The 22,625-nt window shown below is 54.1% G+C and carries 23 protein-coding genes and 2 pseudogenes; 13 read left to right on the top strand and 12 right to left on the bottom strand.

Annotation, left to right across the window (positions count from 1 at the left end; genetic code table 11):
• Positions 1-5 precede the first annotated feature (5 nt).
• Both tam and HBA26_RS00490 read right to left on the bottom strand, forming a co-directional pair.
• Positions 6-764: a trans-aconitate 2-methyltransferase gene (tam, locus tag HBA26_RS00495; protein ID WP_045260523.1), complete on the bottom strand. Its 759-nt coding sequence runs from the start codon at positions 762-764 to the stop codon at positions 6-8.
• An 83-nt stretch (positions 765-847) separates the two neighbouring features.
• The gene (locus HBA26_RS00490; protein WP_063154080.1) at positions 848-1,432 is read right to left on the bottom strand and encodes an NUDIX domain-containing protein; all 585 of its coding nucleotides are present in this window, start codon (positions 1,430-1,432) and stop codon (positions 848-850) included.
• A gap of 86 nt (positions 1,433-1,518) precedes the next feature.
• On the opposite strand from HBA26_RS00490, the gene HBA26_RS00485 reads away from it, so the two are divergent.
• Complete coding sequence (locus HBA26_RS00485; protein ID WP_126345551.1) at positions 1,519-2,274, top strand: DeoR/GlpR family DNA-binding transcription regulator; 756 nt, start codon at positions 1,519-1,521, stop codon at positions 2,272-2,274.
• A 57-nt stretch (positions 2,275-2,331) separates the two neighbouring features.
• Here the strand turns inward: HBA26_RS00485 and HBA26_RS00480 are convergent, their stop codons facing one another.
• Complete coding sequence (locus tag HBA26_RS00480; protein WP_126345550.1) at positions 2,332-2,703, bottom strand: VOC family protein; 372 nt, start codon at positions 2,701-2,703, stop codon at positions 2,332-2,334.
• A gap of 99 nt (positions 2,704-2,802) precedes the next feature.
• A complete protein-coding gene (locus HBA26_RS00475; protein ID WP_048958800.1) occupies positions 2,803-3,246 on the bottom strand; it encodes a PACE efflux transporter in 444 nt (147 codons plus the stop codon).
• A 386-nt stretch (positions 3,247-3,632) separates the two neighbouring features.
• Between HBA26_RS00475 and HBA26_RS00470 the strand changes: the two genes are divergently transcribed.
• A complete protein-coding gene (locus tag HBA26_RS00470) occupies positions 3,633-4,670 on the top strand; it encodes an aldo/keto reductase (RefSeq protein ID WP_126345549.1) in 1,038 nt (345 codons plus the stop codon).
• Between the two features lie 141 nt (positions 4,671-4,811).
• On the opposite strand, the pseudogene HBA26_RS00465 reads toward HBA26_RS00470, so the two are convergent.
• Positions 4,812-5,991 (bottom strand): annotated as a pseudogene (locus HBA26_RS00465) (aldo/keto reductase).
• A gap of 46 nt (positions 5,992-6,037) precedes the next feature.
• Positions 6,038-7,024 carry an aldo/keto reductase gene (locus HBA26_RS00460; protein ID WP_049137955.1) on the bottom strand — a complete coding sequence of 329 codons (987 nt, stop codon included), beginning with the start codon at positions 7,022-7,024 and terminating at the stop codon, positions 6,038-6,040.
• Positions 7,025-7,235: 211 nt separating this feature from the next.
• Here HBA26_RS00460 and HBA26_RS00455 point away from each other — a divergent pair, with 211 nt between their 5' ends.
• A complete protein-coding gene (locus HBA26_RS00455; protein WP_126345547.1) occupies positions 7,236-8,144 on the top strand; it encodes a LysR family transcriptional regulator in 909 nt (302 codons plus the stop codon).
• 36 nt (positions 8,145-8,180) lie between these two features.
• On the opposite strand, the gene HBA26_RS00450 is transcribed toward HBA26_RS00455, so the two are convergent.
• Together HBA26_RS00450 and HBA26_RS00445 are read right to left on the bottom strand one after the other, a co-directional pair.
• Positions 8,181-9,080, bottom strand: coding sequence for a LysR family transcriptional regulator (locus HBA26_RS00450; RefSeq protein ID WP_047368561.1), 900 nt, complete (start codon positions 9,078-9,080; stop codon positions 8,181-8,183).
• Positions 9,081-9,256: 176 nt separating this feature from the next.
• The gene (locus HBA26_RS00445) at positions 9,257-10,369 is read right to left on the bottom strand and encodes an alkene reductase (RefSeq protein ID WP_069732955.1); all 1,113 of its coding nucleotides are present in this window, start codon (positions 10,367-10,369) and stop codon (positions 9,257-9,259) included.
• Positions 10,370-10,466: 97 nt separating this feature from the next.
• Here HBA26_RS00445 and HBA26_RS00440 point away from each other — a divergent pair, with 97 nt between their 5' ends.
• The 9 genes and pseudogenes from HBA26_RS00440 (at position 10,467) to HBA26_RS00400 (ending at position 17,153) form a co-directional block, all read left to right on the top strand.
• Positions 10,467-10,850, top strand: coding sequence for a helix-turn-helix domain-containing protein (locus HBA26_RS00440; protein ID WP_072032014.1), 384 nt, complete (start codon positions 10,467-10,469; stop codon positions 10,848-10,850).
• A 184-nt stretch (positions 10,851-11,034) separates the two neighbouring features.
• On the top strand, positions 11,035-11,355 hold the full coding sequence (locus tag HBA26_RS00435) for a superoxide dismutase (protein ID WP_166720725.1): 321 nt from the start codon (positions 11,035-11,037) through the stop codon (positions 11,353-11,355).
• Positions 11,333-11,665: pseudogene (locus tag HBA26_RS00430) on the top strand (type 1 glutamine amidotransferase domain-containing protein); the annotation flags it as partial. The gene HBA26_RS00435 and the pseudogene HBA26_RS00430, both read left to right, overlap by 23 nt.
• An 84-nt stretch (positions 11,666-11,749) precedes the next feature.
• Positions 11,750-12,697 (top strand): aldo/keto reductase, encoded by a 948-nt coding sequence (locus HBA26_RS00425; RefSeq protein WP_126345545.1) that lies wholly within the window; start codon positions 11,750-11,752, stop codon positions 12,695-12,697.
• A 102-nt stretch (positions 12,698-12,799) separates the two neighbouring features.
• Positions 12,800-13,834 (top strand): amidohydrolase family protein, encoded by a 1,035-nt coding sequence (locus HBA26_RS00420; protein ID WP_126345544.1) that lies wholly within the window; start codon positions 12,800-12,802, stop codon positions 13,832-13,834.
• A gap of 150 nt (positions 13,835-13,984) precedes the next feature.
• Positions 13,985-14,557, top strand: coding sequence for an NAD(P)H-dependent oxidoreductase (locus HBA26_RS00415; protein ID WP_126345543.1), 573 nt, complete (start codon positions 13,985-13,987; stop codon positions 14,555-14,557).
• Between the two features lie 2 nt (positions 14,558-14,559).
• The gene (locus HBA26_RS00410) at positions 14,560-15,579 is read left to right on the top strand and encodes an aldo/keto reductase (protein WP_126345542.1); all 1,020 of its coding nucleotides are present in this window, start codon (positions 14,560-14,562) and stop codon (positions 15,577-15,579) included.
• Positions 15,580-15,638: 59 nt separating this feature from the next.
• Positions 15,639-16,334 carry an antibiotic biosynthesis monooxygenase gene (locus HBA26_RS00405; RefSeq protein WP_194385846.1) on the top strand — a complete coding sequence of 232 codons (696 nt, stop codon included), beginning with the start codon at positions 15,639-15,641 and terminating at the stop codon, positions 16,332-16,334.
• Between the two features lie 15 nt (positions 16,335-16,349).
• Positions 16,350-17,153, top strand: coding sequence for a carboxymuconolactone decarboxylase family protein (locus HBA26_RS00400; RefSeq protein WP_049137962.1), 804 nt, complete (start codon positions 16,350-16,352; stop codon positions 17,151-17,153).
• A 118-nt stretch (positions 17,154-17,271) separates the two neighbouring features.
• Here the strand turns inward: HBA26_RS00400 and HBA26_RS00395 are convergent, their stop codons facing one another.
• Positions 17,272-18,177 carry a LysR family transcriptional regulator gene (locus HBA26_RS00395; protein ID WP_048958224.1) on the bottom strand — a complete coding sequence of 302 codons (906 nt, stop codon included), beginning with the start codon at positions 18,175-18,177 and terminating at the stop codon, positions 17,272-17,274.
• 117 nt (positions 18,178-18,294) lie between these two features.
• Between HBA26_RS00395 and HBA26_RS00390 the strand changes: the two genes are divergently transcribed.
• Positions 18,295-19,695: an MFS transporter gene (locus HBA26_RS00390; protein WP_126345541.1), complete on the top strand. Its 1,401-nt coding sequence runs from the start codon at positions 18,295-18,297 to the stop codon at positions 19,693-19,695.
• A gap of 83 nt (positions 19,696-19,778) precedes the next feature.
• Here HBA26_RS00390 and HBA26_RS00385 read toward each other — a convergent pair whose 3' ends face one another.
• The 3 genes from HBA26_RS00385 to HBA26_RS00375 are packed head-to-tail and all read right to left on the bottom strand — an operon-like array spanning position 19,779 to position 22,489.
• Entirely contained in the window at positions 19,779-20,774 is a 996-nt protein-coding gene (locus HBA26_RS00385) for a DUF2891 domain-containing protein (protein ID WP_126345540.1), read from the bottom strand.
• Positions 20,775-20,783: 9 nt separating this feature from the next.
• Complete coding sequence (locus tag HBA26_RS00380) at positions 20,784-21,770, bottom strand: DUF979 domain-containing protein (protein WP_041909955.1); 987 nt, start codon at positions 21,768-21,770, stop codon at positions 20,784-20,786.
• Complete coding sequence (locus tag HBA26_RS00375) at positions 21,767-22,489, bottom strand: DUF969 domain-containing protein (RefSeq protein WP_028013182.1); 723 nt, start codon at positions 22,487-22,489, stop codon at positions 21,767-21,769. Before HBA26_RS00375 ends, HBA26_RS00380 begins: the two co-directional genes overlap by 4 nt.
• Positions 22,490-22,625: the final 136 nt, after the last annotated feature.

The raw sequence follows: 22,625 nt of genomic DNA, 5'->3' as shown, positions 1-22,625 counted from the left end.
GCCGTTCAGGGCTGACGCTGGGCAACCATAAACAGTCGAGGAAAAGCCAGCAGTATCTGCCCGTTTTCCTGGAGCGGATACTGCTCTTCCAGCAGTTCATGGTAGCGTTTCAGGAAACGTTGCTGCTCGCTCTCGTTCAGTTCCTGGAGCCACGGGCGCAAACCGGTCGCACTGACCCAGTCAATAATGGCCTGGTGCGAACTCATTTTATGGAAATAGGTTGTCCGCCAGATATCCACATCGCAGCCGGCCTCCGACAGGATATCGTAATAAGCATGCACGCCAGGCAGCGGCTCGCGGCCACGGTCCGGGTAGCCTTGCTCCAGCGCCACTTCACGCATCGCCACATGCGTGGGCTCAAGCCAGTTGTCCGGCATCTGGATCGCCAGCACGCCATTGAGCGCGAGCAGTGACGCCAGATGCGGCAGGAGATCGTAATGGTCAGGTATCCACTGTAGGGATGCGTTCGCATAGATGAGGTTCAACGGCTGGCCTGGCCTGAACTGGCGGATATCGGCCTCAACGAACTGACAGTCGGGCAGTGCGCTGCGCGCCTCTTCCAGCATAGCCGGTGAGTTATCGACGCCGACAATCTGCGCTTTTGGCCAGCGATGCTGCAACAGCGCGGTGCTGTTTCCCGGCCCGCAGCCCAAATCGGCAATGGTGGCAACGTCACTCAGGGGAATTCTGGCAAGCAGCTCGGCGGCAGGGCGCGTTCGTTCAGCGCCGTATTGCAGATAAAGCGAAGGGTTCCAGTCGGCCATCTTCAGATCTCCGTTTTGCGTGTTTCAGCAAGGATAGCACAGGCCGACACCTGCACCGGGACAGGCGTCGGGCGACCGGCAGGTTACAGAATGCCTTTCAGTGCAATATGGTAGAGCAGCATGATGGTTTTTCCGTCGACGATTTTGCCCGTATCAATTCCCCGCAAGGCCTCTTCAAAGGGCATTTCCAGCACGTCGATATCTTCTCCCTCCGCTTTGATACCGCCGCCTGCGCTGGTTTTGTCCTTCGGCTGATACTCGGCAATATAGAAATAGAGTTTCTCCGTTACGGAGCCTGGGCTCATGTAGGCTTCAAAGATTTTCTGCACGCTCGACACGTTAAACCCGGTCTCTTCTTCCGCCTCTGCTCTAATGCGGCTTTCCGGATCCATGTTATCAAGCAGGCCGGCCGCCGCCTCAATCAGATTGTCCTCATGGCCATTAATAAAGACCGGGAAGCGGAACTGGCGGGTCAGAATCACCGTTTTTTGGTCACGGTTGTAGAGCAGGATCGTGGCGCCGTTCCCCCGGTCATATACTTCACGCGTTTGCCGCTGCCATTCGCCATCGCGTCTTTGCAGGTCAAAGGTATATTTTTTAAGTAAGTACCAGTTATCGGACAGGGTTTCACTGTCAATGATGCGCACATCTGCACGTTTTGATTGCACGTTTCGTCCTCCTTACGTAGAGTAACTATCAATATCAGCATTATCGTGCACTTTCAAGATTAAACATGCAACATCAGGAATACATCATGCTCACCAGTCAGCGAAAACAGTTGATCCTTGAAAAACTCGGTGCCGAAGGTCAAGTCCAGTCAAAAGCGCTTAGCGTTCTCTTCGACGTCTCTGAAGACACCATCCGACGCGATTTGCGCGAGCTGGCGGCAGAAGGGCGTTTACAGCGGGTTCACGGCGGCGCGCTGCCGTCGTCTTCCGCTACTGTGCCTTTCGCGGAACGACAGTCCGTTAAAATGGATGCCAAAAGAAAGGTGGCGCAGAAGGGGGCGCAGCTGATTTCTTCGGGCCAGGTGGTGATCGTTGACGGTGGAACGACCACTTCAGAACTGATCGCCTTTTTACCGCATGACCTGCGTATTACCGTGGTGACGCACAGTCCGAGCGTTGCCCTGGGGCTTGTTAATCATCCTTTTATTGAGGTGATTCTGATCGGCGGCCGTTTGTATAAACACTCGATTGTCGCCGTCGGCGCGGCGGCCATCGAAGGTATCGAAAACATTCATGCGGATCTGTTCTTTATGGGCGTGACCGGTATCCATCCGGAAGCAGGGCTGACGACCGGAGATTTCGAAGAGGCGTGCATCAAACGTGCATTTTCCGGCAGAGCCGCCGAGACGGTTGTCCTGGCGTCGCCGGAAAAAATAAATACGGCGTCATCATTTGTTATTGGCGATGTGGCGCTGGCGAATACGATTGTCGTCGAAGGCGATACCGACCGCGGCTGGGTCAATGCGGTATCGGAAAAAGGGGTATCGGTCGTATTGGCCTGAGCGTGAGCCAGCCAGAAAACTGGCTGGCGCGGGTACTCGCAAGCGAGTGAAATTAAGTTATCTTTCTTCGGGGGCATGGCATACCGCTTCGATATTATGACCATCAGGCGCAATGACAAATGCGGCATAGTAATTTTTACCGTAGGAGCGTAATCCCGGTGCGCCATTGTCGTGTCCGCCTGCGCGCAGCGCGGCATGGTAAAAGTCATCAACCTGCTGGCGTGTCGTGGCCACAAAGGCCAGATGAAGCGGAGCGGGTTTATCATTCGACTGAAAAAGGCAAAGAGAAACATCGCCGGAACTCATTTCGACGCCATAGTCAGGAGAGCCTTCATCGACGAGTTCGACACCGAGCGGTTGAAGCGACATGAGGAAGAAGGTTTTACTTTTCTCATAATCGCTGACGCCGAATTTTACATGATCAAACATTATGGACTCCTCAAAAGTGATGGTGAAATGAGAAGTATAGAAAGAGAGTGGAGTCCAACACGATCAAGGGGTTGCGAATGTGACCGATATCAATACTCGCTACACAGCAGACCGTTTACTCCCTACGAATGTCCAACGCAGATAATCATAGAGCCAGTTAAAAAGCATCGTGTATGGCAGGAAAAACAGTACAAGGCCAATCTCAACAAAAAATGCCTCCGCGATCGTTAAATTCAGCATGAACATGGCCACAGGGATTAAGGAGATGATAAGGCCCGTTTCAAACCCAACTGCATGGATGGCGCGAACGAGAAACGTTCGTTGAAACTGATGTTTTTTCTGAAGGGCGTCAAAGAGCTTATTGAAGAAAAAATTCCAGACCGTTGCGGTAAGTGCAGATATCACCGACAACGAACCCGACTGGAGTACCGAAACGTTCATCAGCCACGCAAGAGACAGAGCGATGATAACGTTGGCCGTCACTTCAAAAATGACAGCGTGGAAAATCCTTTCTTTAAAGCTTTTATTGAGTTCGATTTCCATAGTCTACAGCAGCGGTGGTCAAAGCCAGGAGTATATCAAACGTCTTTTAACATTGGATAAACGTAGAAGTTGGGATTTCACAAGCTATCAATGAACCGGGGCAATCAAATCACGACCGTAGAAAGGCAGATTTTGACTGGTATTACGTTGGTGCGCATAATGTATATTATGTTAAATAAGAATATTGCCGTGCCTCAGGAGGTATCCCTCCTCAGTCTTGAGGATTCACCGTTGGCCACGCAGTTTGTATGTAAAACCCACTGACGATTACGCCCATCTGTGAAAAAAACTCATAACACCATTCGATGGCGCATGCTGGTTCCCTTCATGTCAGTGCAATACCCTTTCACATACAGAATTGCTGGCAATAAAAGAAGGAACACAGAATGAAGTATGTGAATCTGGGTCGTAGCGGTTTGCAAGTCTCCCGTCTTTGTCTCGGTTGTATGAGCTATGGTGAACCTGAACGCTTGCCTCAACCCTGGTCCCTGGATGAAAAGGCGTCACGTCCGCTCATCCGTCAGGCGCTTGAAGCAGGAATTAATTTTTTTGATACCGCGAATATCTACTCGGGCGGAAGTTCTGAAGAGATCACTGGAAAAGCGCTGAGAGAAATGGCCAGACGCGATGAGATCGTTGTGGCGACAAAGACCTTCTTTCCGTGGCGCAACTCCCCCAATACCGGGTTTCTTTCCCGCAAGGCCATTTTTCAGTCTATTGACGATAGCCTGATGCGCTTAGGCATGGATTACGTGGATCTCTTTCAGATTCACCGCTTTGACCACTCCACGCCTGTTGAAGAGACCATGGAGGCTCTGCATGACCTCGTTAAATCAGGAAAAGTACGTTACATCGGCGCATCATCTATGGAAGCCTGGCGCTTTGCAAAAATGCAGCATACGGCAGAGCGTAACGGCTGGACCCGATTTATTACAATGCAACCGCAATACAACCTGCTTTACCGGGAAGAAGAGCGCGAGATGCTGCCCCTGTGTGAAGACCAGGGCGTTGGTGTGATCCCCTGGAGTCCGATGGCACGCGGCAGGCTCACGCGCGACTGGAGTGTCACGTCCCGACGAACGCAAAACGATGCCTTTGCGTTAAAAATGTATGAGAACGCAGCCCTTCTGGATAAGCCCGTTATTGATGTTGTTGCCAGCATTGCTGAAAAGCACCATGTGCCAAGAGCCCATGTTGCAATTGCCTGGTTGCTATCAAAAACGGTCATCACAGCACCGATCATCGGCGCGACGAAACCAGAACATCTTTCCACGGCTATCAGCGCGCTGGACTTTTCACTTAGCGATGCCGAAATCATGGAACTCGAGGCACGCTATCTGCCGCACCCCGTCGACGGGATCATTCCCCCGCTTCCGGATATGCCACCTTCACTCACACCGCCTTCAGCAATACAGGACTGTTAATGCCCTACCCTGGCCCGGCGTTGGTTCGGTTCCGCTGTTGGTGACAATGAACAACTCTTGATGTCCGGGTCGGATCGCCAGACAGGGAGACTTTACCTACAGTCTCCCTGTGACAGTAAGTATAAAGGTGGCCATCACCGTTTAACTTTTATCAAACTGACTTTCGGTAAACGGATCTGCGCGACCGCCCTGCAATGGGATCCTGGCAAGCGCTGCATCGATTTCGCGTAACTCGTTGTCCGTCAACCGGACTTGCGGTGCACCGCTATTTTCTATCAGGTGCGGATATTGCGTCGTACCCGGGATGGGGACAATCCATGGCCGTTGTGCCATCACCCAGGCCAGCGCGAACTGAACCGGAGTGGTGTTTTTGCGGCGGGCCCACGATTGCGCAAATTCAAGCAGTACCATGTTTTTGGCCAGGGCATCGGGCTGGAAGCGTGGCAGGTTATGCCGCCGATCTGTGCTGTCGAACCGCTGATCTGGATTGACTGCCCCGGCAAGGAAACTCCGGGCGGTCGGGCAGTAAGGTACAAAGCCGATACCCAGCTCTTCGAGTGTTGGAAATATCCGCGTCTCCGGTTCACGCCACCACATGGCATACTCACTCTGTACTGCAGTCACAGGGAGTACCGCATGTGCGCGGCGGATTGTCCTGGCACTCGCTTCCGACAATCCCCAGTGTTTCACTTTACCCTCCTGTATCAACGCCTTCACGGTTTCCGCCACATCCTCGATCGGCACATTCGGATCGGGGCGATGTTGATAAAGAAGATCGATGTGCTCCGTTTTCAGACGCTTTACGAGCCCTCTACGGCACGGCGAATATGGTCAGGATGGCTGTTAAGGGAGGTTGGCTTCCCCCCTCCACGCCGAAACCGAACTTAGTGGCAATCACCACACGATCGCGAACGGGGGCCAGTGCTTCCCCGACAAATTCTTCACTGAGATAGGGACCATACACCTCGGCAGTATCAAAGAACGTAATGCCTTGTTCGAAGGCGGCCCGGATGAGCGACACCATGGCTTTGCGATCGCGCGGACCACCGCCGTAATACCCCACCATGGGCAGACACCCTAGTCCCATGCTGGAAACCTCCAGCGAGCCGAGTTTACGCGTGGTTAAGGTCTCCTTCTGGACGGGAACAGCATCCGAAGGGGCGTTCGACGAGTCCTGACCAGCCGGGTTCGCCATCACTGCACCGCTCCTGCCAAGGGTGGTGGCGGCCAACGCCAGACCGGCGCCGGCGATCAGACAATTGCGACGATCCCGGGAAGCGGGTACGGAAGCAGAATGCTGGTCATGCATCATCTTGCTCATAAACTGGAACTCCCTATAGCGAAGAAAGGATTCATTAATTTGGTCATTACCAGGCATAAGCCTGGGGCGCTTCTCCCCCGGGGCCGGGCCAGATTTCGTCGAGACAGCTCATGGTGTCGTCTGATAGCGTGATTGTCGTTGCGTGAAGCGCCTGCTGGAGTTGTTCGACCGTACGAGGCCCGATAAGTGGAGCAGTAACCACAGGATTCTGCAGGAGCCAGGCAAGCGCCACATCGGAAGGGGTTTCGCCGAGGTCCTCACATAATCCTTCGAAGGCTTCCAGCTGCGGACGATACTGTTCGATTAGACGGGCAAACGCGGGCCTTGCACGGCGCCCGCTTGCCATCTTTTTCAGTACGCCGCCAAGCAACCCTCCGGCAAGTGGGCTCCAGGGAATCAGTCCCAGGCCAAAATGACGGCATGCGGGAATGACCTCCAGCTCAACGGTTCGGGCAGTCAAATTGTAGAGACTTTGCTCAGCAACCAGGCCCAGGGAATGACGGGCCGTGGCCACTGACTGCGCAGTCGCAATGTCCCAGCCTGCGAAATTGCTGCTACCGATATAAAGCACTTTTCCCTGCTGAACAAGGAGTTCCATGGCCTGCCAGACCTCTTCCCATGGTGTATAACGATCGATGTGATGCATCTGATAGACGTCAATATGGTCGGTCTTAAGCCGTCGCAAGCTGTCCTCGCAGGCCTTGCGAATATGGTAAGCAGAAAGACGGCGATCGTTCGGACCCGGTCCCATAGGCTGATAGGCTTTCGTCGCCAGAACGATACGGTCACGGTGGCCACCCTGCTGGAGCCAGCGACCAATAATCTCTTCAGACAGCCCCGAACCTTGCTGGATATCGGGTGATTGCTCGGTGCCATACACGTCTGCTGTATCAATGAAATTGATACCCGCCTCAAGCGCTTCATCCAGAATGCGGGCGCTGGTTTTCTCGTCGGTGACGTCACCAAAATTCATGGTTCCGAGACAAAGGCGGCTGACTTTCAGGCCGGTGCGGCCAAGATGCGTATAGTTCATACACGGCTCCGTTAGGTGAATGTTCCGCCCTGACTGACGGCCAGAGCACATAATTTTCAAGAATAACGAAGCACAATGTGTTCAGTGAGAGGCGATGGGTGGATGGACTTGTGAAAAAAATCCAGCAACGGATTAGCCCTGGTCGGTCTATGGTGTATATCATTTCCGTATCAACGCATTCGGCCTTAACGCACAAGGAAAACGATTCTGTATGCAAATAAGCAGAGCTGATGTCGCCGATCTCATTTATTTCATGGCTATTGCACGTCATCGCAGTTTCAGCCGTGCGGCGATTGAATTAGGTGTCAGTGCATCAGCGCTTAGTCATGCCCTGAAGGGACTGGAAACCCGGCTCGGGGTTCGCCTCCTTAATCGCACGACCAAGAGCGTTACCCCTACGGCTGCAGGTGAAGAACTGGTTCAGTCTGTCCTTCAGCCTTTCGACAAGATAGAAGGCGCGCTTGAATCGCTTAACCGGTATCGTAATACGCCTACCGGGCGTATCCGCATCAATGCAGCCGTTGAAGCGGCCAATCTTTTGCTTGCACCGATTATGCCCGCGTTTATGGATCGCTATCCCGATATTGAAATCGATATTGTGGCCAGCAACCGTATGGTTGACGTCACTGATGCGGGCTTCGATGCCGGTATCCGCTATGGTGGCACCGTCCCGGAAGACATGGTTGCCCGGCGTTTATCTGCCGATATTCGCTGGGTTATCGCCGCATCCCCCGACTACCTTGAACGCTACGGAACGCCTGAACATCCGGATGATTTGTTACACCATCGCTGTATAAGCAATCGTCTCGGCGACGATCGGATTTATCGCTGGGAACTTGAGCGAGATGGCGAAACGTACCAAATCACTGTGCCTGGCTCAGTGACGGTCAACCAGGCTGAAACGGGTCTTGTGGCCGTATTAGGCGGGGCCGGCCTGATGTATTTTCCGGAGCCTATTGTTGCACCCTGTGTGAAGGATGGACGGCTCCGCCTGGTGCTTACGGAATGGTCCCCGCTGGAGGAAGGTTTTTATATCTATTATTCAAGCCGCCGGCAACTGCCGACCGGGCTTCGCCTTCTGATTGAGTTCATACAGGAGGCCAGGCCTCTGGGGTTGTGAAATAGCGCTTCCATACGGGACGATGCGTTATCGTCTTTATCGCCCCGTAGCGGATATCAGAAAATCAATCAGGGCCTTCACTCTTTTCGTTTTGCCCGCGTTTTTGGGATAATAGAGATACACTGGCGGGTAGGTTTTCCAGTAGCTCTCCATCACGGGTATAAAGCGCTCCCTGTCCGGCTGTAACTGCCAGATGGGTTCAAACAAACGTCCAATTCCCAGCCCGTTACGGATCCCGTCTGCCATAACGTCAATATCGTTGCTGATTAACTGTCCGGGCATCTCAACCGTCAACTGCTCTCCGCGATCGTTCAGAATCAACGGAAGGATGCGGTTGTTAGTAATAAAACGGTAGCCAATCAGCTTGTGTTGACTGAGATCTGACGGCACCTCAGGCGTTCCATGCTCGCTGAGATAGGCTGAGGATGCATATAACCCTTCACGAAAGGGTTTCATTAACGGCCGTGCTACCACCCCACCCTCGAGGATATCGCCAAAACGGATCCCAAGATCAAAACGCTCTTCGATAACATTCACGGTACCGTCGTAAACCGAAATTTCCAGCTGTATACCCGGATATTGCTGACAGAATTTCGCCATTGCAGGCTTAAGAATTAACAGATAGGCAAAACGCGAGAGCGTGATTCGCACGATACCAGAGGGCTCCTGATTCTGGTCGCGAATGCTTTCAAGCGAATTTTCCAGCGACTCCACCGCCGCAGCGGTCTGTTCCAGCAACAGCTGCCCGGTTTCCGTCAGCTCAATACGGCGGGTCGTACGCACAAAAAGCGGATGGCCAATATGATCTTCCAGCAGCTTAAGCGCATTGCTGACGGAGGGAGGCGTAATTTCCAGTTTTCTTGCGGCTGCCGAAATATTGCCCTCACGTGCAATGCTCTGAAAGATCCGTATCTGGTTATATAGGGCGTTATTCATAATGTGTTCCTTAAGCAATCACTGCTTAATTGTTAACTACAGCCTAAGGATGCTTAAGTCAATAATATCCCTTTAGTTCGTTTTTACTGATGCTGCGATCCACTGTTAACCACGTATTTTGAAATACACCTGTACTCATTCAGATGACATTCACGGCACAGAATGGATTAAGGTATTCATGTTTTTTTACTTTTGTTTAGTGTGGGATAGTCAGTGTAGCCCACCGCATCGTTGTGTCCCGGCGCATAGAAGGTTGCAGGGTCCGGAACGTTGAGATCGCTGCCGCACGCAAATCTTGCGGGTAAATCGGGATTGGCAATAAATGGAACACCATAGGCGATGAGATCGGCCTCACCCTTGTTAATTGCATCCTCACCGGTCTGAGCATCATATCCACCATTCAGAATAAAAGTTCGCGAGAAACACTGACGAAGATAAGGTGCAATCCGCTGTGAACCTGCGACCGGAGCATCGGGCCCGGCAATACCTTCGGTAACGTGAAGGTAGGCGATGCCAATAGCGTCGAGTTGAGTCGCTAAATAACTGAATGTTTCAACCGGCGAAGAATCAGACATACCATGTAGCGACATGTTTGGACCAACCCTGAAACCAACGCGATCGGCGCCGAGCACTTCGCTCACTGCACTGACGACCTCCAGAGGAAAACGTGCACGGTTTATAATAGTCCCACCATAATGATCTTCTCGTTTGTTAGAACCGTCACGAAGGAACTGGTCAAGGAGATATCCTGAACTACCATGTATTTCTACTCCATCGAAACCGGCTTCAGAAGCTTTTTCAGCACCCTGACGAAACTGTGAGACGACATCGGCGATTTCACTTGTTAAAAGCGCGCGAGGGACAGGAGTTTGTGCTATTCCAGTAGACGTAAAAACGTCTGCCTCTGCATTAATTGCAGATGGGGCAACCGGAAGGACACCATCATGGAACTCAGGATGCGAAACGCGTCCGACATGCCACAGTTGCGCAAAAATAATTCCCCCGGCTTCATGAACTGCATCTGTTACGCGACGCCATGCCTCAACCTGCGCGAGGGAATATATTCCCGGTGTTCTTATATATCCGGTACCTTGACGGCTAACCTGCGTAGCTTCAGATATTATCAACCCTGCCTGCGCCCGCTGCGCATAGTAAACAGGAGCCAGAGGGTTAGGTACATTACCGGTAACGGCCCGACTGCGGGTCATTGGGGCCATTACCATTCTATTTTTTAGTGTCAATTCCCCGATGTTATATGGGGATAAAAGCGTAAGGGGGGCATTTTTCAAGGAGCAGTACCTTTATTCTCAGTAAGAAACGAGTCGTTTTGTTTTGTAACCAGGGCTATATTACATACCGTTATTTTACCCGCAAGAAGGCACATTCATGATACCGTCAGATAAACGGACAGCACCCACCTGCAATATTTTCACCCGCGAATTGCTCAGTCGGATTGGTGATAAGTGGAGTATCTTAATCATTGCTCATCTTGCCGAGGGACCTTTGCGGTTTAATATACTCAGACGTACCATCGGTCAGGTCTCTCAGAGAATGCTGACGTTAACACTGAGAAGTCTTGAACGAGACGGGTTAGTATCGCGGACGGTATTCCCTTCGATCCCGCCACGTGTTGAATATGAGCTAACACCACTTGGACGGACATTAATGGGGCCAGTTATGACACTTATAGACTGGTCCTTGATTCATCAGGGCGAGGTTGAAAAGGCACGTTCTGAATATGAAAGCCAGCCCGAGTTTTCGACTGATTAAGCCAGACTATTCATATACAGATGCAGGAACAGACATGTCTGGCATAGATTTACCCTGTCGCACTCCTCACCTGATTATTAAGTACAGACTAAATATGCTTAAGCCAATGGCCACCTAATCTTCTCAAAATGGCGCTCATATACTCTTCTCTCTTTCCCTTTAAACCTGAGAACAAGAGATACTTATGCGAATTTTATGTCTGGATATCCCCGCACCTGGAGCATCGCTGGAAAAGTATGCTCCACACCTTAACGCTGAAGCACTGCACGCCTGGGGATTGTATAAATCCGGCTTCATCCGCGACATCTACTTCCGTCAGGACAGACCTGGCGTCGCTATTTTTCTTGAATGTGACTCTGTCGATGAAGCGATGAACGTAATGGCCGAATTCCCGCTGGCAAAAGCAGGCTTATTAAGCTTTGAGTGCATTCCGCTTGGCTCCTTTATTAACTGGGAAAATCTCTTTGCCGCTGAATTTAAAAATAAAGAAAGTGTATGTAAGTGATGGGATTGTCGCAGCCGTCTGCCACGGACCTGCGGCTCTGGTTGACGCAAAGCTCAGCAGCGGCGAATACCTGGTGAAAGGCAAAAACGTGGCGGCCTTTACCAATAAGGAAGAGGAAGAAGTTCACACCACAGATGTGGTTCCCTACCTGCTTGAGACTGCACTCCGCGAGCATGGCGCGCTTCATCATGAAGCCCCGAACTGGTCTGAAAATGTGGTTACTGACGGTCGCCTTATCACGGGGCAGAATCCCGCTTCAGCGCACGGTGTCGGTGTGGCGCTGTTAAATGCCCTCCGCCAGCCAACTTAATTCATTCATCTGTCTTTCATCGTTACTCACCCTCTTTGGCCGGTTTACGTCAGCAACGTTCCGGCCTTTTTTCAGGAGCTGAATATGAAAACTCTTCCTCCAGTCGCGCTCGGCACATGGTCCTGGGGCACAGGCTTCGCCGGTGGCGACACCGTCTTCGGCAATCATCTTTCTGATACTCAGATGGCAGACGTGTTCACCACGGCCATGAGTAAGGGTCTGAATCTCTGGGATACCGCAGCAGTATATGGCATGGGGAGTTCCGAGGCAGCGCTGGGAGCATTAGTCCGTCAGTTCCCCCGCGAGGAGATGATTTTATCCACCAAATTCACACCGCAGATTGCGAACGAACAGTCAGCGCAGCCTGTTAACGATATGCTTGAGGCCAGCCTTGGACGTCTGGGTGTGGACGCGATTGATATCTACTTGATCCACAATCCCCTCGACGTTGAGAAATGGACGCCAGGACTGATCCCACTTTTACAAAGCGGTAAGGTCAAACGCGTCGGGGTTTCCAACCACAATCTGGCACAAATCAGACGCGCCAACGAAATCCTTAACGCTTCCGGTTATTCCCTCAGTGCAGTACAGAATCACTACAGCCTGCTTTATCGGGCCTCTGAAGAGGCCGGGATCCTTGATTATTGCCGACAAAATAACATCACGTTCTTTGCTTACATGGTCCTGGAGCAAGGCGCGCTCAGTGGTCGTTATGATTCAAATCATCCCATGCCTGCCGGGAGTGGCCGGGCCGAAAGTTATAACGCAGTACTGCCGCAGATAGAAAGATTAACCGCCGCCATGAAAAAAATGGGAGCCGAAAGGAATGCCAGCGTTGCACAGATAGCCATCGCATGGGCTATTGCAAAAGGTACCCTTCCCCTCGTTGGTGCGACTAAAGTCCATCACGTTCTGGACGCCGCATGCGCTTCAGACATCCAGTTACGCGATGAGGAAATCATCCTGCTGGAACAACTCGCCACAGAGACCAGAGTGGATACACGAGGCGCCTGGGAAAAACCGATGGTGTAAACCCTGTCCGGGACAGACTGTCATGAATGACACTCACGAACGGGCTGTTCCGGGCGATCCTAATCTGCATCACTTTTACTGCTTTGTATGAAGGGTGAGAATATGAAAATCATTTGCCTCGAAGAACATTATCTCGACAGCGAGTTAGGGCGAGCGTGTATGACTGTTGCGCTTGAGCAGGCACCTTTCCTTGGCGACTGGGGGAAAACCGTCGCTGATGGTCATAATCCTGACCGAAGCCGGCCGCAGATAGAAAAGAATGCGCTGATAAACGCGAAAGGCGCTGATTTGGGAAGCCGCCGCCTCAGGGATATGGATGAAGCTGGAATTACCCTGCAGATCCTCTCTGTGGGCGGATTTCCCCAGCTGGCACCCGGGGATGAAGCGGTAACATTAAATACGGCGGCAAACGACCGCCTTGCCGGGGCGGTAAGAAATCACCCGGATCGCTTTGCGGCATTTGCCACACTTCCCTGGGCACAGCCGGAAGAGGCTGAAAAAGAGCTTGTCCGCGCAGTTGAAAAACTGGGGTTTAAGGGGGCACTTCTGAATGGCCGACCCTCTTCATGCTTTCTCGATCATCCTGACTATGACTCCCTGCTTTCCCGCTTTAATAAACTGAATGTGCCACTCTATCTTCATCCCGGATTACCGGTTAAAAGCGTGCAACAGGCCTACTTCACGGGCTTCAATGCAGAGGTCAACGCCCGGCTCTCTATGTTTGGCTGGGGCTGGCATCACGAAGCCGGGATCCATTTGTTACGGCTGATGTTATCGGGCGCATTTGATAAATATCCCCACCTGCAGGTAATCAGTGGCCACTGGGGGGAGATGCTGCCCTTCTGGCTGCAGCGTCTTGATGACAGCCTTCCGCTGGCTGCAACGGGTCTGTCACGCACGCTAACGAGAACCTTCCAGGAACACGTTTACGTTACCCCGTCAGGTATGCTGACACTGCCGCACTTCCAGTTTATCTACGCGTTAATGGGGGCAGACAGGATCCTGTTCTCCGTTGATTACCCCTATCAGACCCTGGACGGTGTAAAAACATTTATCGACAGTCTGCCCGTCAACAAGGCTGAAAAAGAGGCCATCGCGTTTCGCAATGCGGAACGTTTACTGGGCATCATGGCGTAGTTCACGGGTTCATGATGACCGGGCACAATGAGAACAGTCGACCATTATTAGTTTTTGTCTAAAAGTGAATGAGCCTTTACTGCTCTAAAAAAAATAATGGTGTCACTCTATACTGGACTAAAAATTCACCAGCCTCTTTAACGTATTGAAATGAAAAATATCCTTGTTATTTCAGGTCATCCTGAGCTGAACCATTCCGTCGCCAACGCCACTATCCTTGACGAAGTGGCGACCGCCCTTCCCGATGCTGAAATTCGTCGTCTGGACTGGCTCTATCCGGACGGCAAATTCAATATCGCGGCGGAGCAGGAAAGTCTGCTCAGGGCCGATGTGATTGTCTGGCAGTTTCCTTTTTCCTGGTATGGGCTGCCCGGGTTAATGAAACAATGGCTGGACGAGGTCTTTGTCCACGGCTTCGCGCATGGCTCAACGGCGAAACTGGGCGGTAAAAAGCTGCTCCTCTCCTTCACTACAGGGGCGCCACAGGCGCTCTATACCGCTGACGGTTTCTTTGGCCATGCCATTGAAGAGTATCTTATTCCGTTCGAGACCACGGCAAGACTGTGCAATCTTGAGCTGCTGGCGCCGGTTTATACCTGCGGTATCAGCTATGCCGACCGGGATGTCGACAAAATCGCGCGGCAAAAAACGCTTGCCCGGGAACACGCTTCAAGGCTTGTCGATCTGCTCAATTCCGTCGTGAATAATCCAGAGGGAGAATAACAATGCAGTATACCCGGCTCGGTAAAAGTGACTTACTGGTCTCCCGCATCTGTATGGGATGTATGGGGTTTGGCGACCCGTTAACGGGCCAGCATCGCTGGACGCTGGACGAAACAGCAAGCCGGGACATCATCCGCTACGGTCTCGAAAAGGGTATCAATTTTTACGATACCGCCATCGCCTATCAGAACGGCTCCAGCGAGCGATACGTTGGCCGGGCGCTGCGGGAGATGGCAAAACGCGAAGACGTGGTGCTGGCCACCAAGTTTCTGCCACGAACCGCCGCGCAAATTGCCGCGGGGATCGGCGGAAAAGAGGCAATAGCCCGATCGCTCGACCAGAGCCTGCAGAATCTTGGGATGGACTACATCGACCTCTACATCTACCACATCTGGGATTACAACACGCCAGTTATTGAGGTGCTTGAAGCGCTGCATGCCGCCGTTACTGCGGGCAAAGTGCGCGCTATTGGTATTTCCAATTGCTATGCCTGGCAGCTGGCGAAAGCGAACGCCCTTGCCGAACGCGAAGGGCTGACGCCCTTTGTTTCCGTGCAAAGCCACTACAACTTGATTATGCGTGAAGATGAACGAGAGCTCTTCGGTCTGTGCGCTGAAGATGATATCGCCATGACGCCCTATAGCGCGCTCGCCAGCGGCCGTCTCGCCCGGAAAGAAGGCCACACGCGGCGAGCCACGGAGGATGATTATGCGCGCGGGAAATATGACAGCACGGCTGAACAGGATCGGATCATTATCGAGCGCGTCGCCGAGCTTGCTGAACGACATCAGGTGTCCATGACGGAAATCTCACTCGCCTGGCTGCTGACAAAGGTCACGTCACCTGTCGTAGGGGCCACAAAAAAAGATCACGTTGATGGCGCGGTAAACGCCGTAAATCTTCAACTGAGCCTTGAGGAAATCCGGTTTCTGGAAGAAACCTACCAGCCGCACGTTCTGACGGGGATTATTGCGCAAAACACGCCGCAAACGAAAGACGTTAAGCAGGTCTGGACGCCGTAGCAAACAGTCATTTCAGTAAAAGGATCAACGTGAAAAAGCCCCTTATGCTTTTAATTTGCATGCTAATAAGCAGCCCTGTCTTTGCAACAAAACTGGACGCGCCGGATAAGCGAGTGATGAATATCTTTGAGCTCGGCGTCAGGCCCGATCGGGACAAAGAGTTTGAAGACGTGGCCAGACAGACGATTTCCGCTTCGGTTGATCATGAAGCAGGTACGCTGGCGATGTACGCCCTGCAACGAAGCAACAAGCCACGTAAGGCATTCATGGTCGAATTCTATGAAAACGAGAGTGCTTACCGCAAACATCTGAATGCCGAACCATACAAGGCATTCGCTGCCCGGGCACCTGACATTATCGATCGGAAAAATAAAATCACTCTGGAGCCCCAATTTCTGGGGGACAAACACATCATACCGAATGAGCGAACCATTAATAATCTGGTGATCGTCGAGGTAAAGCCTGAATTTCAGACCGAATTTAAAAACATCGTCCTTCCTGAAATGGCCGAGTCGCTCAAAGTAGAGAAAGGCGTGTTAGCCATGTATGCCGCTACAGACTCACAGAGTCCGAACCGCTGGTATTTCTATGAGATTTACGCCAGTGAGGAGGATTATCAACTGCACCGACAAACGCCGCACTTCCTGGACTATCTCAGGCAAACGGCGCATATGAGCGCCAGGAAGGACGCTATCCCGGTAAAACCGGTATTTCTTCGTAACAAAGGCGGAATCAAACAGGATCCGCACCGTTGACCAGTGAGGATTAACATGAAAAGCGTAATTGCAGCGGCGGCCATGTCGCTTGTTATTTCTGATTTTGCTAATGCTGAGGAAACAAGAGGTAAAGCTATGATGAAAATTGAACCTTCAGCGATTCCTGAAGCTGATATTCGTTCTGTCTCACCGGCTCTTGCGCGCTTTGGTCGAGAAGCGATTACTGAAGATCTGTGGACACGCGATGCCCTCTCGCCCAGGGATCGTAGTATGGTGACCGTCGCCATGCTGATTGCCCGTAACCAGCCTGCCGAGCTTAAGCACTACATTGACGTCGCTCTCGATAGCGGCGTTACGCCAGCGGAATTATCAGAAATCATTACCCATCTGGCGTTCTACTCAGGTTGGCCAAATGCCATGTCAGCCGTCAGCGTGACCAAAGCAGTATTTGAAACTCGTGGCGTCACGGCAGATGCACTTCCTGAAGCTTCTCCGGACCTGCTTCCTCTCAATCAGGAAGCAGAAAAGCAGCGTTCAGAGACAGTGGAAAAAAATGTAGGCCCAATATCTCCAGGCCTGGTTAAATTTACTGCTGACCCCCTGTTCCTGGATCTCTGGCAAAGACCCGCGCTGAAACCCCGCGACAGAAGCCTGATTACGGTCAGCGCGTTAATCGCATCCGGACAGAGCGCGCAGATTGGCTATCACCTCAACAGAGCGATGGATAATGGACTTTCTGCTGAGGAAGCTGGGGAGATCGTTACCCAAGCCGCGTTTTACGCTGGCTGGCCAAACGCATTTACCGCTGCTCCTGTTGTCGGAGAGGTATTAAGCAATCGCTCATCGAGTAAAAGGTAATATTACTGAACACTAAAACCTGACGCACATCACAAAATTAGAACGAACGTTCGCGTGGAATCGGATGCGGTATCGACGCGCTTCATTCTCTCCGTGCCGAAAAAAGTGGCCTGAGCCGTCAGCGTACAGCGCGGCACACCTCCAGCACCTTTTCCCTGAGCCAGCGATGCGCCGGGTCCTTTTCCATGCGCGGATGCCACATCTGTGACACCGTAATACTCCGGGTTTTAAACGGCAGTTCAAAGACGTGCACGCGCTCGGTCATCGGCTGATTGAGCAGATAGAGCGCCGGCACCATGGCAACGAGATCGGAGACCAGCGCCACCGATAACGCCGTCGGGAACCCTGGCACCACGCTGGCAATTTTGCGCTTCATCCCGCGTTCCGCCAGCGCCTCATCGACAAATCCGTGTAACGAGCCGTCGGGCGAGGCCACCACGTGCCCCCAGGCGACATAATCCTCCAGGCTGACTGACGACAGCGAGGCCAGCGGATGCCCCTGGCGCACCGCGCCAACAAACCGGTCCTGAAAGAGCCGTTGCAGACGAATTTCAGGCCCCATATTGCTCTGCACGCCGATCTCCAGGTCAACCAGTCCCTCACGCAGATAGCGCGACGTTTTCTCAGGTTTCGGCGAAAAGCGAATGCAGACGTCGGGCGCCACCGCCGCCACTGCGGCAATGAGCAGTGGCCCAAACGCCACCACAAAGCCGTCGTTGGCTCGGATGGTGAACAGGCGCTCCATACGCTCAACATTCAGCGTTTCCGTGGAGGGTTGCAGTACTGCCCTTGCCTCATGCACGGCGCTTCTGGCCCGATCCCGGGTGGCTTCGGCCCAGGGCGTCAGCACCATCTGCCGACCGGCCCGCACCAGGATAGGATCGCCTGTCACCTCCCGCAGCCTGCTCAGGGTACGGCTCATGGCGGAGGTGCTCAGGTTTAAGCGCCGCGCCGCGCCAGCCACGCTGGCTTCGGCCAGCAGAACGTCGAGCGCAACCAGAAGGTTAAAGTCAGGATCGGACACGATGGCTCCTCAGATAAGGCGTTATATGCAACGATAAAGTGCAAGCGCTGCGTCTTCCGCCCTGTATACCCCATGATTATAGTTTCGTCATTACTATTCTTATGCGGAGTAACGACGATGACGCTCTTTTCAAACCAGCCCGGCGATGAAGGCTTACCCGGTCATGAACGCGCCCGGGTGATGGTCGCCGTCATGACCACCACGCTGATGGGCGTCTTTGACGGCACCATGATCAACATCGCTCTGCCCTCCATGGCAAGGGCGCTGCAGGTCCCCGCGAACGTTGCTGTGTGGTTTGCCAACGGTTATCTACTATCGGCGGCAATGACGCTGGCCATCTTCGCGGCGCTGGCGGCGCGCGTGGGCTTTCGACCGGTTTTTCTTGCCGGGCTTGCCACCTTTACGCTCACCTCGCTCGGCTGCGCGCTGGCGAAAACGCCCGACATGCTGATCGGGATGCGTATTCTGCAGGGCATCGGCGGCGCGGCTACCCTGAGTATCGCCCCGGCGATCCTGCGTTCCGTTTTTCCGGGGCGACTGCTTGGGCGTATTCTTGGGCTGCACGCCCTGCTTATTGCCGCCAGCACGGCGATTGCCCCTGTACTGGGGGGAACGATACTGGACGCGCTGAGCTGGCAGTGGCTGTTCGCCATTAACCTTGTTCCGGGAAGTATTGCCCTGTTGCTGGCATGGCGGGCGTTGCCGCGCCAGTCGGACGTTGACCGCTCCCCCTTTGATGCGCCGGGCGCCGCGCTCTCCGCCGTGCTGTTAGGTTCTGCAATCATGCTGGCCGACAGCCTTCAGCACATAACGCAAGGCATTAACCCAGCAGCCGCTGGCTGGGGGCTTCTCACGCTGGTCAGCGCTATCGCCTTCGTCTGGCGTATTCGGCGCGCGCGCAGTCCCATACTGCCGCCCGTTATGTTCAGAAACGGACGCTTAACCCTCGCCGCCCTGACCTCGCTGGCCTCGTTTGTCAGCCAGGGCATCACCTTTGTCGCGCTGCCGTTCCTGTTTCAGAGCGTGTATGGCTACAGCCCGGTGGTTTCGGCGCTGCTGTTCACCCCGTGGCCAATGGGCATCGTGCTGATCGCACCGCATGCGGGGCGCTGGGCAGATACCCTTTCCGCGCCGCTGATCTCGACTATCGGCCTGATGATTTTTGTCGGTGGGCTGGTCCTGCTGGCGACGTTGCCGGAAAACCCGTCCGCATGGAATATCTGCCTGCGCAGTCTGGTTTGCGGGATTGGGTTTGGCTGCTTCCAGAGCCCCAATAACCGGGAAATGCTCTCTAATGTGGCACGGGAATATGCCAGCTATGCCTCAGGGGTGTTGTCTATCGTCAGGACGTTCGGGCAATGTCTGGGGGCCGCCACCGTGGGGGTGCTGCTTGCGACGACCGGATCAGAACACGATCGGGCCGTGCATCTGGCATTGTGGATCGCCGTCATCGCCTCGACGGGAGCGGTTTTGTTTAGCCTGAGCAGGATGCGCCCTGCGGTTCGGGCTTCAGCCTGAATCGCCCGGCGGCGCTACGTTTGTACGGTACAACGGCCGGGTAAGGCAAAGCTGCCACCCGGCATAAAAGACGACTCGTTCGTTTATTCAAGCGCCAGCAACGCAAAGCTCGCCAGCCAGTGCCCGCCGCTGTAGTGGCTGCCCACCACGTGCCCGACGCTTGCCGCCAGGTGTTTTGCCACGGCATCACGCAAGGCCTGCTGGGCCGGGTGGTTTACCGGAAGCGCCCTGGCGATATGCTTCATACACCAGGCGCGGCTGAGGTTTAACCCATCCAGATGGGCAATTTTCGGGTCGGTACGGTCGCTCACTTCCGCCGGGTTCATCAGCGCCGCAATGGAGCCGATATCCGGCAGAAACGCGTCAAACCAGGCCGGGAAATTCTCTGCGACCTTGCTCATCAGCAGCGCTTCCGTCAGCGCACCAGAGATGTACTCATCGCCACCCGGCTCGTAGTGGGCCGGGTAGCGCGTGTCGGCGAGATAAAACCGCTCCGCCGCCGTCACAATCGCCTGCTCAAGCGCGCTATCTTCCACGGCTCGGGCGTAGTCCAGCCCCAGCGCGAGCGCAAACGCCGTGTTGTAGTGCGTTCCGACGCGGATCGGATAGGTTAGCTTGCTGAGGTAATCCACCAGCCGGTTGCGAATATCCTGGGTGAGCGGCTCCAGCGTCTGGTACCAGCCTGTGGCCTGCGGCAGCGACGATTGTTTCATCTCCTGGGCCAGCGCCAGCAGCCATCCGTAGCCATACGGCCGCTCAAACGAGGCGCGGAACGGCGCGGTGAAATAGGCCAGCTCCTTCGCCACGTTCTCGTCGGTCAGGTGCTCGTCGAAAAGCGCGACGATGTCATTCCGACACGGTAGATCAGGATAGAGGCGCACGCAGCGCAGCAGCAGCCAGTAGCCGTGCACCGCCGAGTGCCAGTCGAAACAGCCGTAGAAAATCGGGTGCAGCTCGCGAGGCGGCAGAACGTCACCGTCATCATTCAGCAGATGCATGATGTGGTTCGGGTATTCCTGGCGCAAATAGGTTAAAGGCATGCGGGCAAACGCGTCAGCCTGATGTTGCGTCAATTCCATAACAGCTCCTTAGCGAAACACGAGGAAATACATGAGGAACACGTTCACCACCAGCAGGGTTAACGCGGTCGGGATCTGGATCTTGATCACCTGATATTTGTCTTTCAGCTCCAGCAGCGCGGCGGGAACGATATTGAAGTTCGCGGCCATTGGCGTCATCAGCGTGCCGCAGTAGCCCGCGTACATGCCGATCGCCAGCAGCGGCGCCGGGTTGCCGTGATGCACGTTGATCAGGAACGGCAAGGCGATCCCCGCGCTCAGCACCGGGAAGGCCGCAAAGGCGTTACCCATGATCATGGTAAACAGCGCCATCCCCACGCAGTAAATGACCACCAGCATGAAACGGCTGTCCGGGTTCACGAACAGGCTCACCACCTTCTGCACCGAATCACCGGTATTGGCCGCCACGAACACGCCGCCGAGCATGGCCAGCATCTGCGGCAGGATCACCGCCCAGCCGATGGTATCGACAAGACGACGGGACTGGCGAATGGCGTGCAGCGGCGTGCCTTTGGTCAGCCACCAGCCGGTGAGGATCGCCGCGACGCAGGCCACGCACAGCGCCGCCAGAGTGAGCTGTTTCTGGTCGAGAAGGTAAACACCGCCAATCGACACCCCCTTCAGGAACAGCGTCCCGATTACCGTCACCACCGGGATCATCAGCGCGGGCAGGAACAGCCAGTTTTTAAGGCGGTTTGACGAGGCAATGCGCTCCTCGTCGGAGGCCATTTTATAGTGGCCTTTCCCGACCAGGCCAAAACCCGCCAGCAGCGCGATTGCGATAACGCAACCGCCAACGATCCGGTACGCCAGCGATTTGCCCAGCTCCTGAACCATCAGGTCACCGAACAGGAAGATCCCGCCGAATAAAAACCAGAACAGCGCGGTGGTAAAACGCTTCGGATTAGCGCGGTCGCGCAGGGTCATGACAACCAGCAGCATCACAACAAAGCCGATCAGGTAATACACGCGGTTAATGGTGATAAGCGTCATCATTGCGCGGCCCCCTGCGTACCCTGCTCTGCACGCCAGGCCATGACGTCGCGGCGGATGCTGGCATCCAGGCGCAGCAGGCGCGTCATATGAATAATCAATGCCGCAATGGCGGTGGGAATGGCCCACAGGCCGATATGCAGCGGCTCGATCCCCTCGATCCCGTTTTCCTTAAGAAACGCGTCAATCAGCAGCACCGCACCGAAGGCGATAAAGATATCTTCCCCAAAGAAGACCGCGATGTTATCGCACGCCGCGGCATGGGCCTTGATTTTGTCGCGAATGTGCTGCGGCAGTTCGCCGTATTCGTTCAGCGCTGCCCCTTCGGCCATCGGGGCCAGTAGCGGGCGTACCGTCTGGGCATGGCCGCCCAGCGACATCAGCCCCAGCGCGGCGGTGCCTTCACGCGCCACGAAGTAGAGCATCAGAATACGCGCCGAGGTGGCGCTGGCGATCTTCGCCACCCAGGCCTGGGCGCGCTCTTTAAGCCCGTAATATTCCAGCAGACCAATTACCGGCAGGATCAGGATGAAGGTCGCCAGCGATCGGCTATTGACGAACTTCTCGCCAAAGGTCTCCAGCAGCATCCCGAAATCCATCCCGACCAGCAGGCCCGTCGCCAGACCCGCCACCACGACGACCAGCAGCGGGTTGAAGCGCAGTGCAAAACCAATGACCACGATCGGTATCCCGATCAGCGGCAACAGCGTAGTACCGTCCATAACGTTTACCCTATCGAAAGTGAGCGTTGCGCGCCGACGGCTATTTTTTTAATTTGCGGCGAGCGATGTTGTGTTTTTCGCCAGGCTTCACAAAACCTGCGCTAAAAAGCTATATCTGAACCTCAAAAACATGTAA

The sequence above is a fragment of the Enterobacter sp. 725m/11 genome, from assembly GCF_011683705.1.
Lineage (GTDB): Bacteria > Pseudomonadota > Gammaproteobacteria > Enterobacterales > Enterobacteriaceae > Enterobacter > Enterobacter bugandensis.
This window is presented reverse-complemented; position numbering and strand designations above follow the sequence as displayed.

What these genes read in the sequence shown, in the direction of transcription:
- tam (WP_045260523.1), bottom strand. Translation starts at nt 764, where the DNA reads ATGGCCGACTGGAACCCTTCGCTTTATCTGCAATACGGCGCTGAACGA.
- HBA26_RS00485 (WP_126345551.1), top strand. Translation starts at nt 1,519, where the DNA reads ATGCTCACCAGTCAGCGAAAACAGTTGATCCTTGAAAAACTCGGTGCC.
- HBA26_RS00480 (WP_126345550.1), bottom strand. Translation starts at nt 2,703, where the DNA reads ATGTTTGATCATGTAAAATTCGGCGTCAGCGATTATGAGAAAAGTAAA.
- HBA26_RS00475 (WP_048958800.1), bottom strand. Translation starts at nt 3,246, where the DNA reads ATGGAAATCGAACTCAATAAAAGCTTTAAAGAAAGGATTTTCCACGCT.
- HBA26_RS00470 (WP_126345549.1), top strand. Translation starts at nt 3,633, where the DNA reads ATGAAGTATGTGAATCTGGGTCGTAGCGGTTTGCAAGTCTCCCGTCTT.
- HBA26_RS00460 (WP_049137955.1), bottom strand. Translation starts at nt 7,024, where the DNA reads ATGAACTATACGCATCTTGGCCGCACCGGCCTGAAAGTCAGCCGCCTT.
- HBA26_RS00455 (WP_126345547.1), top strand. Translation starts at nt 7,236, where the DNA reads ATGCAAATAAGCAGAGCTGATGTCGCCGATCTCATTTATTTCATGGCT.
- HBA26_RS00450 (WP_047368561.1), bottom strand. Translation starts at nt 9,080, where the DNA reads ATGAATAACGCCCTATATAACCAGATACGGATCTTTCAGAGCATTGCA.
- HBA26_RS00440 (WP_072032014.1), top strand. Translation starts at nt 10,467, where the DNA reads ATGATACCGTCAGATAAACGGACAGCACCCACCTGCAATATTTTCACC.
- HBA26_RS00435 (WP_166720725.1), top strand. Translation starts at nt 11,035, where the DNA reads ATGCGAATTTTATGTCTGGATATCCCCGCACCTGGAGCATCGCTGGAA.
- HBA26_RS00425 (WP_126345545.1), top strand. Translation starts at nt 11,750, where the DNA reads ATGAAAACTCTTCCTCCAGTCGCGCTCGGCACATGGTCCTGGGGCACA.
- HBA26_RS00420 (WP_126345544.1), top strand. Translation starts at nt 12,800, where the DNA reads ATGAAAATCATTTGCCTCGAAGAACATTATCTCGACAGCGAGTTAGGG.
- HBA26_RS00415 (WP_126345543.1), top strand. Translation starts at nt 13,985, where the DNA reads ATGAAAAATATCCTTGTTATTTCAGGTCATCCTGAGCTGAACCATTCC.
- HBA26_RS00410 (WP_126345542.1), top strand. Translation starts at nt 14,560, where the DNA reads ATGCAGTATACCCGGCTCGGTAAAAGTGACTTACTGGTCTCCCGCATC.
- HBA26_RS00405 (WP_194385846.1), top strand. Translation starts at nt 15,639, where the DNA reads ATGCTAATAAGCAGCCCTGTCTTTGCAACAAAACTGGACGCGCCGGAT.
- HBA26_RS00400 (WP_049137962.1), top strand. Translation starts at nt 16,350, where the DNA reads ATGAAAAGCGTAATTGCAGCGGCGGCCATGTCGCTTGTTATTTCTGAT.
- HBA26_RS00390 (WP_126345541.1), top strand. Translation starts at nt 18,295, where the DNA reads ATGACGCTCTTTTCAAACCAGCCCGGCGATGAAGGCTTACCCGGTCAT.
- HBA26_RS00385 (WP_126345540.1), bottom strand. Translation starts at nt 20,774, where the DNA reads ATGGAATTGACGCAACATCAGGCTGACGCGTTTGCCCGCATGCCTTTA.
- HBA26_RS00380 (WP_041909955.1), bottom strand. Translation starts at nt 21,770, where the DNA reads ATGATGACGCTTATCACCATTAACCGCGTGTATTACCTGATCGGCTTT.
- HBA26_RS00375 (WP_028013182.1), bottom strand. Translation starts at nt 22,489, where the DNA reads ATGGACGGTACTACGCTGTTGCCGCTGATCGGGATACCGATCGTGGTC.